The 14,720-nt window shown below is 68.3% G+C and carries 10 protein-coding genes; 5 read left to right on the forward strand and 5 right to left on the reverse strand.

All coding sequences use genetic code 11. From position 1 onward, the window contains the following. Positions 1-39 precede the first annotated feature (39 nt). On the reverse strand, positions 40-1,533 hold the full coding sequence (locus tag ATO4_RS22280) for a carboxylesterase family protein (protein ID WP_083593973.1): 1,494 nt from the start codon (positions 1,531-1,533) through the stop codon (positions 40-42). Positions 1,534-1,708: 175 nt separating this feature from the next. Between ATO4_RS22280 and ATO4_RS22285 the strand changes: the two genes are divergently transcribed. Then, complete coding sequence (locus tag ATO4_RS22285; RefSeq protein WP_083593974.1) at positions 1,709-2,926, forward strand: NADP-dependent isocitrate dehydrogenase; 1,218 nt, start codon at positions 1,709-1,711, stop codon at positions 2,924-2,926. Between the two features lie 114 nt (positions 2,927-3,040). Next, positions 3,041-3,532 carry a VOC family protein gene (locus tag ATO4_RS22290; RefSeq protein ID WP_176223125.1) on the forward strand — a complete coding sequence of 164 codons (492 nt, stop codon included), beginning with the start codon at positions 3,041-3,043 and terminating at the stop codon, positions 3,530-3,532. Positions 3,533-3,677: 145 nt separating this feature from the next. On the opposite strand, the gene alaS is transcribed toward ATO4_RS22290, so the two are convergent. Then, positions 3,678-6,341 (reverse strand): alanine--tRNA ligase, encoded by a 2,664-nt coding sequence (gene alaS / locus ATO4_RS22295; protein ID WP_083593976.1) that lies wholly within the window; start codon positions 6,339-6,341, stop codon positions 3,678-3,680. Between the two features lie 226 nt (positions 6,342-6,567). Then, complete coding sequence (gene recA / locus ATO4_RS22300) at positions 6,568-7,638, reverse strand: recombinase RecA (protein WP_083593977.1); 1,071 nt, start codon at positions 7,636-7,638, stop codon at positions 6,568-6,570. Between the two features lie 158 nt (positions 7,639-7,796). Between recA and ATO4_RS22305 the strand changes: the two genes are divergently transcribed. Both ATO4_RS22305 and ATO4_RS22310 read left to right on the forward strand, forming a co-directional pair. Beyond that, on the forward strand, positions 7,797-8,747 hold the full coding sequence (locus tag ATO4_RS22305) for a PfkB family carbohydrate kinase (protein ID WP_176223123.1): 951 nt from the start codon (positions 7,797-7,799) through the stop codon (positions 8,745-8,747). 10 nt (positions 8,748-8,757) lie between these two features. Further along, complete coding sequence (locus ATO4_RS22310) at positions 8,758-9,669, forward strand: pseudouridine-5'-phosphate glycosidase (RefSeq protein ID WP_083593979.1); 912 nt, start codon at positions 8,758-8,760, stop codon at positions 9,667-9,669. Between the two features lie 109 nt (positions 9,670-9,778). Here the strand turns inward: ATO4_RS22310 and ATO4_RS22315 are convergent, their stop codons facing one another. Then, a complete protein-coding gene (locus ATO4_RS22315) occupies positions 9,779-10,690 on the reverse strand; it encodes an agmatinase (protein ID WP_083593980.1) in 912 nt (303 codons plus the stop codon). 167 nt (positions 10,691-10,857) lie between these two features. Next, the gene (locus ATO4_RS22320; RefSeq protein WP_083593981.1) at positions 10,858-13,383 is read right to left on the reverse strand and encodes a PAS domain-containing sensor histidine kinase; all 2,526 of its coding nucleotides are present in this window, start codon (positions 13,381-13,383) and stop codon (positions 10,858-10,860) included. Positions 13,384-13,759: 376 nt separating this feature from the next. Between ATO4_RS22320 and ATO4_RS28755 the strand changes: the two genes are divergently transcribed. Beyond that, positions 13,760-14,720: flagellar biosynthetic protein FliO (locus ATO4_RS28755; RefSeq protein WP_176223124.1), on the forward strand; the 961-nt coding region annotated here is incomplete at its 3' end.

Consider the following 14,720-nt stretch of genomic DNA (forward strand, 5'->3'; position numbering starts at 1 on the left):
AGCCAAGCGGCTGCAGGGTCGCAAGCATCGCGCCAGGGCTCAGATGGCATAGCCGTCGACGCCCTGCCAGGTGATCCGGCGGACGGCCTCGGGGTCCGGCACGACGTGGTCGCTCTCGCCGAAGACCTTGGTCAGGCGCTCGCCGCCGCGATAGGCGGGCCACTCCGTCTCGGGGCTCACATGGGGGCTCGCCTCGCGCACGAAGGCGAGCCAGTGCTCGCGCATCCGCTCGGCGAGCGCGTGGCGCCGCGCATCGGGCAACACCCCGAGATAGGCCGAGCGGAAGGGCTTCAGAAAATCCTCGAAGAGCAGCGGCAGGTCGACCGAATGAGTCGCGCCGAGCCGCGACATCAGGCCCTTGGCCTCCCAGTCCAGCCGGTAGCAGTAGACCGGATTGCCCGCAGCCGCGTGGCCGTCGGCGAAGGCGAGCGCCGGCATGCGGAAGAGCAGGTCCGTGCCGAAGGCGATCCGGCCCTTCCTGTCGTCGGCGTAGAGGCGGCCGATGCGCTCGGCGGCCTCGGGTCCGGCCAGACGCTCGATCATCTCCATCATGGCCGGCTTGTCCGTATCGATCGGCAGCAGGGGAAGGCTAGCAAAGAACGAGAACTCGTCGCGATTGGTGCCGATGAGGAGCGGCACGGGCTTTGCCGCGGCAGCAAATTCGGCCGGCAGGAGATCCGCCATCTCGTGGCCGTCGACATGCGGCCGCGAGATCACCCCGGTGTGGCTCGTCACCGCCCGCCGGGACGCCTCGTCGAGCTGCTTCGGCGTCAGCGTGAATAGGCGCTCCCGGTCGATCCGCAGCCCCATCCCCGCAGTCAGCGCCTCGCCGACCTCGACGGCCCGGGCGCGCGCATAGAAGAGGTTGAGTGCCCCGGACTGCATGATCGCCCGGTGGTAGAGGGGCTGCGAGCCCCTCGTCACGAGGTGCCAGGCGACCGAGACCGACCCGGCCGACTCGCCGGCGATCGTCACGTTGCCGGGGTCGCCGCCGAAGGCCGCGATGTTGTCGCTCACCCATTTTAGGGCGAGGCGCTGGTCGAGGAGACCGGCATTGGCGACGAAGCGCTCGTCGCCCGGAAAGATCTCGGCGAACGGATTGAAGCCGATCAGGCCCAGACGGTAGTTCATCGTCACCACGACGACGTTGCCGCGCCGCGAAAGATCGTCGCCCGGATACTGTTCCCCCGCCCCGAGGATGAAGCCGCCGCCATGGATGAAGACGAGGACCGGCCGGGCGCCCGTCACGTCCGGCGTCCAGACGTTGAGGGAGAGGCAGTCCTCGTCGGCGCGGTGATTCGCTCCGACGAGCCGTGCCAGCGGCGGCGGCAGGAGCGGTCGCTGGGGCGCCACCGGCCCGTAGGAGAAAGCCTCCAGCGGCCGGTTGAACGGCGCCCGCGGCTGCGGCGCCGCAAAGCGCCGGGGTCCGACGGGGGCCTGCCCATAGGGGATGCCGAGAAACCGCACCACCCGATCGCGCCACTGTCCGACGATGCGGCCGCACGCCGCCTCGATGCGCACTTCACCCGTCATCAGCCGATCCCGAACCCTTCATCCTCGGCGCGCTGCGATCCCGCGCTGCCGCAAACTTCGCCGGGCGTCGCTTTGCGTCCGCATTGGCGGGTGTTATAGGGCCGGGCAATGGATCTCGCATCCGTTCTTGGCGGGGTCCGGCCCTGCCCCACTCTGATTCCCAAGGAAGGCACCAATGGCGAAGATCAAGGTCGAAAACCCGGTCGTGGAACTCGATGGCGACGAGATGACCCGGATCATCTGGCAGTTCATCAAGGACAAGCTGATCCATCCCTATCTCGACATCGACCTTGAATACTACGATCTCGGCATGGAGCATCGCGACGCGACCGACGATCAGGTCACCATCGATGCGGCCAACGCCATCAAGAAGCACGGCGTCGGCGTCAAATGCGCGACGATCACGCCGGACGAAGCCCGCGTCGAGGAATTCGGCCTGAAGAAGATGTGGCGCTCGCCGAACGGGACGATCCGCAACATCCTCGGCGGCGTGATCTTCCGCGAGCCGATCATCATGAAGAACGTGCCGCGCCTGGTACCCGGCTGGACCAAGCCGATCATCGTCGGCCGCCATGCCTTCGGCGACCAGTACCGCGCCACCGACTTCAAGTTCCCCGGCAAGGGCAAGCTGACGATGAAGTTCGTCGGCGAGGACGGCGCGACGATCGAGCACGAGGTGTTCGACGCCCCTGCCGCCGGCGTCGCCATGGGCATGTACAATCTCGACGAGTCGATCAGGGACTTCGCCCGGGCCTCGTTCAACTACGCCCTGCAGCGCAACGTGCCGTGCTACCTGTCGACCAAGAACACCATCCTCAAGGTCTATGACGGACGCTTCAAGGACATCTTCCAGGAGATCTTCGACGCCGAATTCAAGGCGGAGTTCGACGCCAAGAAGCTGACCTATGAGCACCGGCTGATCGACGACATGGTCGCCGCCTCGCTGAAGTGGTCGGGCGGCTATGTCTGGGCCTGCAAGAACTACGACGGCGACGTGCAGTCGGACATCGTCGCGCAGGGCTTCGGATCGCTCGGCCTGATGACCTCCGTCCTGATGACGCCGGACGGCCAGACCGTCGAGGCCGAGGCCGCCCACGGCACCGTCACCCGGCACTACCGCCAGCACCAGAAGGGCCAGGAAACCTCGACCAACCCGATTGCCTCGATCTTCGCCTGGACCCGCGGCCTTGCCCATCGCGCCAAGCTCGACGGCAACGACGCGCTGGCCGAGTTCTCCGCCAAGCTGGAGAAGGTCTGCGTCGACACCGTCGAGAGCGGCTACATGACCAAGGATCTGGCGCTTCTGATCGGCCCCGACCAGTCCTGGCTGACCACCAACGGCTTCCTCGACAAGATCGACGAGAACCTCACCAAGGCGATGGCCGCCTCGTAAGCTCGCCGAACCGGCTTGCCGGCTCCGAAGGCCCGGCGCGGTTTGATCCGCGGCGGGCCTTTTGCTTGACGAGAGGAGCGGTTTCCACTTCCCGAAAAAAGCCGTCCCGGCTGCATCGTCGCCACCTGCCGGACGGGCGAGCTTCAGGGCGCCCTCGACGTCTGGTCCGGCCTGTCCGGCTGCACGGGCAAGATCGACGACGACGGGAATTATGCCGTCCTGAAGATGCCGAGCGGCGAGGCGAAAGTCCTGATCCGGGCCGTCGATCACCCGCCGCGCGTCCATTGCGATATCGAGACCGACGACCAGAAAGCCGAAGCGACGCGGCTCGAAGGAGTCGGAGCAAGGCAAATCGGGGCGGTGAAGTCCTGGATCGTGATGGAGACGCCGACCGGCCACCGCTTCTGCCTGGTGGAGCCGCAGCGGGACGATATCGATCGCGATGCCCGAGAGTTCGACCGATTGCCGGCCAATCCGGAAATGCGTCGCCCGATCGATCGGGCCGGCAGGGGCATCGAGCCGGCGCAGCCGTCGAGCCGAGCAAATCAAAGCGGGACGAGATCAGCTTCGAGCGGCATCCCGCTCGATCATCCTGTTGCCGGATGATCTCTCGCGAGAACCGGCTCTCGGGTTTCGGGATCACGCCCCAGCAAAGCCGACATCCCGGCCGACTTCGTCGATGTCACTCTCGATCCGCTGACGCAGCCGGCAGTCGAACCGGCAGCGTCTCACCTGACCTGCCTGGCGGGTGTCAGCCCGCCATTGCCGCCTCGACCGCGGCCACCGCCTGGGCGGCACTGTCGCCGTCCGGGCCACCGGCCTGTGCCATGTCGGGCCGCCCGCCGCCGCCCTTGCCGCCGATTGCGAGGCTCGCGGCCCGGACCAGCTCGACGGCGTCGAAGCGACCAGTAAGGTCCGGCGTCACCCCGACGACGACCGAGGCCTTGCCGTCGGCGACCGCGACCAGCGTGACGACACCCGAGCCGATCTGCGCCTTGGTGTCGTCGACAAGTCCTTTCAGGTCCTTCGGCGAGACGCCTTCGAGGACGCGCCCGACGAAGGCGACGCCGGCCACTTCCTGCGGCGCGGCGCCCGACGAAGCCCCGGCACCGTCGCCGACGAGGGCGAGCTTCTTCCTGGCCTCAGCCAGTTCGCGCTCGAGCCGGCGGCGCTCCTCGACGATCGCGTCGAGCCGGTCCGCCACTTCGCCCTGGGAGACCTTCAGCGCCGCCGCCATCCGGCGCACGCGCTGGTCCTGCTCCAGGAGATGGGCCCGCGCGGCATCGCCGGTCAGCGCTTCCACCCGGCGCACGCCAGCCGCGACGCCGCCCTCGGCGACGACGTGGACGAGGCCGATGTCGCCGGTCGCGCGCACATGGGTTCCGCCGCAAAGCTCGACGGAATAAGCCTTGCCGGCCTTCTCGCCTTCCTCGGCGACGCCCATCGAGACGACCCGGACCTCGTCGCCGTATTTCTCCCCGAACAGCGCCATGGCGCCGGATTCGATCGCGTCGTCAACGGCCATCAGCCGGGTCTCGACGGGAGCATTCTGGAGAATGATCGCATTGGCGAGCCGCTCGACCTCCGCGATCTCCGCCACCTCGATCGGCTTGGGATGTGAGAAGTCGAAGCGCAGGCGATCGGGCGCCACCATCGAGCCCTTCTGGGCGACATGGCTGCCGAGAACTTCCCGCAGCGCCTCGTGCAGCAGATGCGTCGCCGAATGGTTGGCACGGATCTGGGTGCGACGGCGGTGATCGACCTCGAGATCGAGCGCCATGCCGACCTTCACCCGTCCCTTGGTGACGCGGGCCCGGTGGACGAAGAGCCCCTCGGCGAACTTGCGTGTGTCGGTGACGGAAATCTCGACGCCTTCGCCGCGCATCACGCCGGTGTCGCCGAGCTGGCCGCCGGACTCGCCGTAGAACGGCGTCTGGTTGACCACCACCGAAACCTCGTCGCCCTCGCCGGCCTCGCCGACCTCGGCGCCGTCCTTCACCAGAGCCACCACCGCGCCTTCGGCCCGCTCGGTGCCGTAGCCGAGAAATTCGGTCGCGCCGACGCGCTCGCGGATCGGATACCAGACGTTTTCGGCCGCCGCCTCGCCGGAGCCGGCCCAGCTCGCCCGTGCCTCGGCTTTCTGGCGCTCCATGGCGGTGTTGAAGCTGTCGAGATCGACCTCGATGCCGCGCTGGCGCAAGGCGTCCTGGGTCAGGTCCAGCGGAAACCCATAGGTGTCGTAGAGCTTGAACGCGGTCTCGCCGGACAGGCGCTCGCCGGTCGCCATGCCCTCGGTCGCGCCGGCGAGCAGCGTCAGTCCGCGGTCCAGCGTCTGCAGGAAGCGCTTCTCCTCGAGCTTCAGCGTCTCGGAAATCAGCGCCTCGGCCCGCCCGAGCTCGGGATAGGCCCGGCCCATCTCGGCGACCAGCGTCGGTACCAGCTTGAACAGCACCGGCTCCTGCGCCCCGAGCATCCGCGCGTGGCGCATGGCGCGGCGCATGATGCGGCGAAGGACATAGCCGCGGCCCTCGTTCGACGGCAGAACGCCGTCGGCGATCAGGAAGGACGTCGCCCGCAGATGGTCGGCGATCACCCGGTGGCTCGCCACCTTGCCGCCCACCGCCTCGGAGCCGATCGCATGTTCGACGGCGCCGATCAGGGTGCGGAAGAGATCGGTCTCGTAGTTCGAATGGACGCCCTGGAGGATGGCCGCCATCCGCTCGAGGCCCATGCCGGTGTCGATCGAGGGGCGCGGCAGGTCGAGCCGCGTCGACCCGTCGACCTGGTCGAACTGCATGAAGACGAGGTTCCAGAATTCGAGGAACCGGTCGCCGTCCTCGTCCGGGCTTCCCGGAGGGCCGCCGGCAACGCTCTCGCCCTGGTCGAAGAAGATCTCCGAGCACGGGCCGCACGGACCGGTCTCACCCATGGTCCAGAAGTTGTCGGAGGTCGGGATGCGGATGATCCGGTCATCGGACAGACCGGCGATCTTCTTCCACAGGGCGGCCGCGTCCTCGTCCTCGGAAAAGACCGTCACGAGGAGACGGTCCTTGGGCAGGCCGAACTCCTTCGTCGTCAGGTTCCAGGCAAGCTCGATCGCCCGCTCCTTGAAATAGTCCCCGAAGGAGAAATTCCCGAGCATCTCGAAGAAGGTGTGGTGGCGCGCGGTGTAGCCGACATTGTCGAGATCGTTGTGCTTGCCGCCGGCGCGCACGACCTTCTGCGCGGTGGTCGCGCGGCTGTAGGGTCGCTTCTCGAGGCCCGTGAAGACGTTCTTGAACTGCACCATGCCGGCATTGGTGAACATCAGCGTCGGGTCGTTGCGCGGCACCAGCGGCGAGGAGGCGACCCGTTCGTGCCCGTTCTTCTCGAAATATTCGAGAAAAGCCGACCGGATTTCATTGACGCCACTCATGAGCGAGACCTTCGCAAGACATTACGGATCGATTGGCCACATCCCATCACGTCAAGCGACCGGCGAGACCGTCGCGCCTTTTACAAAGGGCAGCCGCCCATGTCCATCGACCGCTCGCGGCGCCGCCCGCGCCTTCCAACGGGCGGCGGAATGGAAATCTCGCGACCCTGCATAGCGCCGCCGCTCGAAACGGCGGCGCGGCCTTTTCAGGCATCTCCGGGTGAGATCAGTCCTCGGACGGTTCGTCGCGACCATCGTCGAGGAGCTGCTCGGCGATCAATCCGGCATTCTGCCGGATCGACGCCTCGATCTCGTCGGCGATCGCCGGATTGTCGCGCAGGAAGCTCTTGGCGTTCTCGCGCCCCTGGCCGAGGCGCTGGCTGTTGTAGGAAAACCAGGCGCCGGACTTCTCGACGATGCCGGACTTCACGCCGAGATCGACGAGCTCGCCGGTCTTCGAGACGCCCTCGCCATACATGATGTCGAACTCGACCTGCTTGAAGGGCGGGGCCAGCTTGTTCTTGACGACCTTCACCTTGGTCTGGTTGCCGGTCACCTCGTCGCGATCCTTGATCGAGCCGATGCGGCGGATGTCGAGGCGGACGGAGGCGTAGAACTTCAGGGCGTTGCCGCCCGTCGTCGTCTCCGGCGAACCGAACATCACGCCGATCTTCATGCGGATCTGGTTGATGAAGATGACCATGCATTTCGACCGCGAGATCGAACCGGTGAGCTTGCGCAGCGCCTGGCTCATCAGCCGAGCCTGCATGCCGGGCAGCGAATCGCCCATCTCGCCCTCGATCTCGGCGCGCGGCGTCAGCGCGGCGACCGAATCGACCACCAGGACGTCGATCGCCCCGGACCGGACCAGCGTGTCGGTGATCTCCAACGCCTGCTCGCCGGTATCGGGCTGCGAGATCAGGAGGTTCTCGAGATCGACGCCGAGCTTGCGGGCATAGACCGGATCCAGCGCGTGTTCGGCATCGACGAAGGCGCAGATGCCGCCCTTCTTCTGGGCTTCCGCGATGGTATGGAGCGCCAGCGTCGTCTTGCCCGAGCTTTCCGGGCCATAGATCTCGATGACGCGCCCCTTCGGCAGACCGCCGACCCCGAGCGCGATGTCGAGACCCAGCGAGCCGGTGGACACGGTTTCGATCTCGACGATCTTCTCGTTCGCGCCGAGGCGCATGATCGAGCCCTTGCCGAAGGCGCGTTCGATCTGCGACAGAGCCGCATCGAGAGCCTTGTTCTTGTCCAACGAATTATCCTCGACGAGACGGAGAGCATTTTGTGCCATGGTGACGAGACCTTATTTCACGCGCCAATGAGGGGTGCAACATGCGAAATCCATTCGTTTTCGTACCGCATTTGTTCTCGCCCCGCAAGGAATATTCGCGATTTGTTCGCATTCGCGAATCGCGCTGAGTGAAACGTGGTAGTTAAAATGCGATGAACATGTCCCGCGGCAGCTCCGCCCCCTCGGTCCTGTTGATCGGAGCAGCCCATGTGGACCGCCGCGCCAGGGCCGGCGGGCCGTTTCATCCGGCTGCTTCCAATCCGGGCACCTTGAGCGACATGCCGGGCGGCGCGGCCTTCAACGCCGGCGTCGCGCTGCGGGCCCTCGGCTGCAGGGTCGGCCTCGTCGGCGCGCGCGGCGGCGACGCCGACGGCCGGCGGATCGCGGCGGAGATCGAAACCGTCGGGCTGAGCGATCTCTCGGTCACCTTTCTCGACCGCAAGACCCCCACTTACACGGCCATCCTCGACGATCGCGGCGAACTCGTCGCGGGCGTCGCCGACATGGCTCTCTACGACCGGCTCGGCCCGAAGACGCTGCGGCGCCGCGTGGTGCGGGACGCGGTCGCCCGGGCCGACGCCCTCCTGATCGATGCCAATCTTCCGGCGGAGACCATCGCGGCCGCCATCGAGGCCGCAGAGGGCCGGCCGGTCGCCGCGATCGGCGTCTCGCCGGCCAAAGTCCGGCGGCTCCTGCCCGTCCTGCCTCAGCTGACGGCTATCTTCCTGTCGCGGGCCGAGGCGGCGGCGCTCGCCGAGGTCACCGCGGCGACGAACCTCCAGCTGATCTGCCAGCTCTTCGCCGAGCTCGGCGCCCGGCGCGCGGTGATCTCCGACGGCGGCCGGGCAGCGGCGATCCTCGATGGCGACGCGATCGTCTTCCAGCGGCCGCCGGCGGTCCGCCCCCACGACGTCACCGGCGCCGGCGACACCCTGGCCGCCGTCGCCTTCGTCGGCCATATCGGTGGCGCATCCTTTCTCGACGGCGCTCGCCGGGGCATCGTCGCGGCGTCGCTGCGGATCTCCTCGGCCAGCTTTCCGCCCGAGGACCTCGTCGCCGGCATCGACCGCCTGGTCCCGCAGCTGCCGGCCCCGACCACAGACCATTGAGATCTCTCCCATGACCGATCACCTCATGTTGTCCCCCGCGGTCGCAGCGGCGAAGGCTGCCGGAAATCCCCTCGTCGCGCTCGAATCGACCATCGTCACCCATGGCATGCCCTACCCGGCCAACCTGCGGACGGCGCTGGCCGTCGAGGCGGCCGTCCGCGACAGCGGCGCCGAGCCCGCGACCATCGCCGTCATCGACGGCCGAGTCCGCATCGGCCTCGAGACCGACGAACTGGCGGCGCTGGCCGAGGCGCGGGACGTGATGAAGCTGTCACGCGCCGACCTGGCCTTCGCCGTCGCTTCGGGCCGCACCGGCTCGACCACCGTCGCGGCGACGATGATCGCGGCGAGAGCCGCCGGCCTCTCGGTCTTCGCGACGGGCGGCATCGGCGGCGTCCACCGCGGCGGCGAGACGAGCCTCGACGTCTCGGCCGATCTCGAGGAACTGGCGCGCACCGATGTGATCGTCGTCTCGGCCGGCGCCAAGGCGATCCTCGATATCGGCCGGACGCTGGAATATCTGGAGACCAAGGGCGTCCCCGTCGTGGTCTATGGCAGCGACGAGCTGCCGGCCTTCTGGTCGAGGCAATCGGGACATGCCGCCCCGCTGCGGCTCGACGCGCCAGCCGAGATCGCGCGCTTCCACAAGGCCCGGGCGGCGCTGGGGATCGCAGGCGGAATGCTCGTCGCCAATCCGCTCGACGCCGCAAACGCCATCCCCCGCGAGACCGTCGAGGGCTGGATCGAGCAGGCGCTCGGCGAAGCCGCGGCGAAGAGTGTTGCCGGCAAGGCGGTCACGCCGTTCCTGCTCGGGCGGATCGTCGAGCTCAGCGAGGGCCGCTCGCTGGAGGCAAACATCGCGCTGATCAAGGCGAATGCCCGGCTTGCCGGCGAGATCGCTGTGGCGCTCGCACAGGATTGAGGGCGCTCGGCGAGGCTGAAGGCGCCGGCCTGCAGGATTTCCGATCCTGGGGCGCGGCAGGCGCAGGCCCCTCTCCCGCGATGGATGGCGATGGCTGGGAGCCGTGCCTTCAAGCCTGCCGAACGATGCCGCCGATCGCGTTGACGAGCAGCCGCGCCGCGGTCAGGGCCGAGATCCCGTCCATGTCGGCGGGCGGATAGAGTTCGACGAGATCGAACCCCGCGATCCGGCCTTTCCTTCGAACACCTGCGATCAGATCGATCACCTGCGTGTAGGTGAGGCCGCCCGGCGTCCGCGCGGCAACGCCCGGCATGACGCCGGGATCGAGGCCGTCGCAATCGAGAGTGATGACGACCCGCGCATCGTCCGGAATGGCATGGAGGGCGACTTCGACGCCGCGGGCATGGACATCGCGGGCCGTGACGAGACGACTGCCATAGCGCCGCGCCGCCTCGTATTCCTCGCGCCGGGCACTGCCGACGCTGCGCAGGCCGACCTGGACGATACCCGCGACATGGGGCATCTCGCTGGCGCGCCGCATCGGGCTCGAATAGCCGAAGCGTTCGCCGTCGATCTCGTCGCGCCAGTCGAGATGGGCGTCGATCTGCAGGATCCAGACGGGACCATGATCGGCAAACCCCGCCAGGAAGGGGATCGGTACGGAATCGTCGCCGCCGATCAGGATCGGCACGGCCGGCATGGCCAGAACCTCCCGGGTCTTCGCTTCGATCAGGGCCCGGTTGCCGGCATTGTCGTGCAGTCTGGTGGGGAGGTCGCCGGCGTCGATGCACGAGATCGGCCCGCCATCGAAGAGCGGCCCACCGAGATCGAAATCCCAATGGCCAACGAGGGATGCATCCTCCTCGCTCGCCTTCCGGATCGCCTCGGCGGCCAGCGCATGGCCGCCGTCGTCCCTGCCCGGATAGCTGCTGCCGTGGCCGGCGGCAAAGATGACGGCGCGAACAGCGCCGACATCGTCGAGACGATCGGGAAGGCCGAGAAACGGCGGGAAACCGGTCATTGCGAAAGAGCCCCGATGATCGTCCTCGTCAGACCCGAGCCTGAAGCCACCATGGCACTCCCCCGGGGGCGATACCGGGCTTGGCCGAACCCGAACCGTCCAGCCGATCGGGGCGTCCGCGCGGTGGCCCCCGCATCGCAGCCCACAATCGCAGCGCACCGCCAGGATCAGCCGTCGAGCATCGTCTTCACCGAGACGGCGAGCTCACGCAGGGAGAACGGCTTGGCCAGGAAGCCGAATTTCTCGCCCTCCGGCATGTTCTTGGCGAAGGCATCCTCGGCATAGCCCGAGACGAAGATGAACTTCAGGTCGGGCCGGGTCTTGCGCATCTCGCGCAGCAGGGTCGGCCCGTCCATCTCCGGCATCACCACGTCGGAGACGACGAGATCGATCTTGCCGTCGAGTTCCTCCATCACCTCCAGCGCCTCTACGCCCGAGGCCGCCTCGTGGACGTCGTAGCCCCGCATCTTCAGCGCCCGCACGTTGCCCGCCCGCACGTGGTCCTCGTCCTCGACGAGGAGGATGGTGGCCGTGCCGGAGAGATCCATCTTGGCACCGGCGACGCTCGCCGCCGCCTCGGGGCTCGTCGCCGCGGTCTCCGCCGGCACGAAGCGCGGCAGGAAGATCCGGAACGTCGTCCCCTCGCCCGGCCGGGAGTCGACGAAGATGAAGCCGTTCGACTGCTTGATGATGCCATAGACCATCGACAGGCCGAGGCCGGTGCCCTTGCCGATCTCCTTGGTGGTGAAGAACGGCTCGAAGATCCGCTCGGCGACGTCCGGCGGCATGCCCGTCCCGGTGTCGGCGACCTCGACGAGGACATAGTCGCCCTCGGTGAGCTCGGCATAGCCGAAGCCGCGCGCCTCGGCTGCGAGGACGTTACGCGTGACGATCGAGATCTTGCCGCCGTCGGGCATGGCGTCGCGGGCGTTCTGCACGAGGTTGGTGATCACCTGCTCGAACTGCCCGATGTCGGCCATCACCGGCCACAGGTCCCGCGCATGCTGGCGCTCCAGCGTCGCATGGTCGCCGCTGACGCGCTTCAGGAGGAGATGCATGTCGGCGACGACGTCGGTGAGGTTCAGCATCTTCGGCCGCATCGTCTGGCGGCGCGAATAGGCGAGCAGCTGGCGCACCAGCGAGGCCGCCCGGTTGGCGCTCTGCTTGATCAGGAGGAGGTCCTGGAAGGACGGATCGCCTGTGCGGTGGTTGAGCAAGAGGAAGTCGACGGATGCGGTGATGATCGTCAGGACGTTGTTGAAGTCGTGGGCGATGCCGCCGGCCAGGTTGCCGATCGCCTGCATCTTCTGGCTCTTGGCGATCTGTTCCTCGAGCGCCCGCTGTTCGGTGATGTCGACGCCGTAGAGGATCGCGCATTCGTCGCTGTCCGCCCCGACCTTCGGCACGGCGCTGAGATAGAGCCTGACGGTGCGCGGCCCCTCGCCCGCGACCTCGGCATCCACCGGCGCGATGCCGGAGCGGCCGACGCTCGCCTCCGCCAGCGCCTTGCGGAACGCCTCGCGGCCAGCTTCCCGGATGGCGGCCTGGAAGCCGGTCGCGCCCTCGGCCGTCTCGCCGCCGAACAGCCTGCGGAAGACCGCGTTCGAACGCACGACCCGGCCGCCGGGATTGAGCGTCGCGATGGCCATCGGCGAGGAGTTGAAGAACCGGGTGAAGCGCGCCTCGGCGAGTTCGACCGGGGTGGCTGCCTCATTGTCTCCGCTGCGGTCGAGAACCAGCGTGCGCACCATGCCGGGCGCCGCGCTGTCATCGTTGACCGGCCGGCGCAGCAGCCGCACCGGCAGGGTCTTGCCGGCGGCGGTGATCAGGTCGATGTCGTCGATGGTGTCGGCAGCGGCGTGCTCGGTGAACATCGCCTGGGAGCCGGGCGCGAGGAACTCGAGGAACGAGCGCTGGTAGGGTTTCACGTCGGACAGGTCGAGGCCGAGCCATTCGGCCAGCGTGGCGTTGATATAGGCGATGCGGTGCTCGCCGTCGGCGGCGAAGAAGCCGGCGGGCGCCTTGTCGAGATAGTCGATCGCGTGCTGCAGGTCCTGGAAGGAGGATTCCTCGTGCTTGCGGTCGGCGGTGATGTCGAGGATCTGCCAGGCCTGCATCTGGCCGCCGCGTGTGGCGAGCGGCCGCACCATGACGCGATACCAGCAGGGCGCGTCGTCGGCCCGGCCGGACGGGGCAAGGCTGCGGGCGAGCCGGAACTCGCGCTGGCCGGACCGGCCGTCGCGGGCGAGGTTGGCGAGATAGTAGATCGCTTCGGTCGCCTCCGCCTCGCGGGCGAGCAGGCGCTCGAGGCTGCGGATGTCGGCCGGCCGGGCCGCGCCGGTCAGGTCCCCATAGGCGCGATTGGCGTAGACGACCTGGCTCTTGCGGTCGAGGATGAGAAGACCGGTGCGGGCCGTGTCGAGGAAGTCGCGGGCGATGCCGCCGTCGCTGGCCCGCGCCGAGAAGCGCATGAAGCCGAGGGCGGAGGCGAAGATCGCCCCGATGCCGATCACCGACAGGGCGCCGAAGATGACGAGCAGCGCCATCTCGCCATATTCGCGCCCGAACAGGGCGAGGCTGGCGCCGGCCAGGATCAAGGCTCCCCCCAGGAGCAGGAGCCGCCTGACACCCGACGCAGCCGCCGTCCGGTCGATCAACGGCTTGTCGATCGCCCCCTGAGCCGCTCCGTTCATCGCGATCTGCCTCTCTTTGCCAGTCGTTTCGTTGTCTCTTGCAGCGCGGACCGCGCCGGCCGTTCGCCCGATGCCCGGCGCGGGAATCGGGCTTCGGCGTCGATGCGCGGAGCATCCCGATTGTGAATCAATTTCCTCGCGGAAGCGAGCGCGCAGGAGACATTTTCGCCTCTCTGCCGGCACTTGGCCGACGAGCGTTGCAGCCCCGTCGCCACGGTCTTCCCGGCTCCGCCTGCGATGGCAAATTCGTCAATCAGACACAGCTATTCGGGCAAAGGCCTTGCCCGACCCTGAATTATGCGGCACCGCTGTCGGCAAGTTCGTTCAGCCGAATGCCAGCCGTGTCGATCAGCCTCGTCGAGGAGCACCCGAAACCATGCCGCAATGGATTGTCGACCTCTTCGGACCCAGCCTTGCCCAGATCGTCTGGGTCGCGCTCGTGGCCGCGATGGTGTGCGGTCTGGCGGTCGTCCTCATCGGCCTGTTCAAGCGGCTCTTCGCCAATGGCGCCGGCATCGGCCCGCGCACTCGCGCACCCCGGCTGCAGATCCTCGACGTCGCCCGGATCGACGAGAAGCGCAAGCTCGTCCTCGTGCGCCGCGACGAGGTGGAGCATCTGGTTCTCGTCGGCGGCCAGACCGACCTCCTGGTCGAAGGCTCGATCCTGCGGGTTCCCGCAGCCGTGCGTCCGCCTTCGCGCGGCGACGAGCCGCGCCTCGACATGTCCGCGGCACCGCCGCCGTCGCAGCATCCCGCGCGGTCGGAGGCGAACGGATCCCTTGATCCCGCGACCGCTTCGACGACGGCTCCGGCAAGGGCGACCGGGCAGGCCCCCCAGTCGCCGAAGCCGATCACGGACGCCGTCGAAGCTCCCCGTCGCGACAGCGGACCGCAGCGCGTTGAGCCGCGCGACATGCGGATTCCGACGCCGGAGCCGCGCCGTGAACCCGCCGCCAATGGGGAAATCCGGGCACCGAACCGGAGCGCCGGGATCGCGGCGATCGACCGTTCGAGCGATGCCGCACCGGAGCCCGCTGCAGCCCGGCCATCGCCGTCGCGCAGCCCGGCGGCGACGCGCACCGACCCGGAGCTGCGGATCGACGCGGAGCTGCGTCCGCAGACGGGGACGCGCGCTGCGGCGGTGGCAGCCGTTCCGCCTGTCGCAGCGCCCCTGAAGCCGACCGAGCCTCCGGCGCTCAACCCGTCGACCCTCGCCTTTTCCCGCGCCACCCCTACCGTCGCCGAACTCGCCGCCCGCCCCGCGCGCGGCGAGGGACAGCCTCCCCAACCCGCCGCTCCCCGCGCCGAGCCCGGCCCCGTTGCCGGCCCCCCCCCCA

This window comes from Aurantimonas sp. 22II-16-19i (assembly GCF_002088275.1).
Taxonomy (GTDB): domain Bacteria; phylum Pseudomonadota; class Alphaproteobacteria; order Rhizobiales; family Rhizobiaceae; genus Jiella.

Excerpts from the sequence above, each read along its gene's own strand:
- ATO4_RS22315 (WP_083593980.1), bottom strand. The coding sequence starts at position 10,690 with ATGACCGGTTTCCCGCCGTTTCTCGGCCTTCCCGATCGTCTCGACGAT.
- ATO4_RS22285 (WP_083593974.1), top strand. The coding sequence starts at position 1,709 with ATGGCGAAGATCAAGGTCGAAAACCCGGTCGTGGAACTCGATGGCGAC.
- ATO4_RS22310 (WP_083593979.1), top strand. The coding sequence starts at position 8,758 with ATGACCGATCACCTCATGTTGTCCCCCGCGGTCGCAGCGGCGAAGGCT.
- ATO4_RS22320 (WP_083593981.1), bottom strand. The coding sequence starts at position 13,383 with ATGAACGGAGCGGCTCAGGGGGCGATCGACAAGCCGTTGATCGACCGG.
- recA (WP_083593977.1), bottom strand. The coding sequence starts at position 7,638 with ATGGCACAAAATGCTCTCCGTCTCGTCGAGGATAATTCGTTGGACAAG.
- ATO4_RS22280 (WP_083593973.1), bottom strand. The coding sequence starts at position 1,533 with ATGACGGGTGAAGTGCGCATCGAGGCGGCGTGCGGCCGCATCGTCGGA.
- alaS (WP_083593976.1), bottom strand. The coding sequence starts at position 6,341 with ATGAGTGGCGTCAATGAAATCCGGTCGGCTTTTCTCGAATATTTCGAG.
- ATO4_RS22305 (WP_176223123.1), top strand. The coding sequence starts at position 7,797 with ATGTCCCGCGGCAGCTCCGCCCCCTCGGTCCTGTTGATCGGAGCAGCC.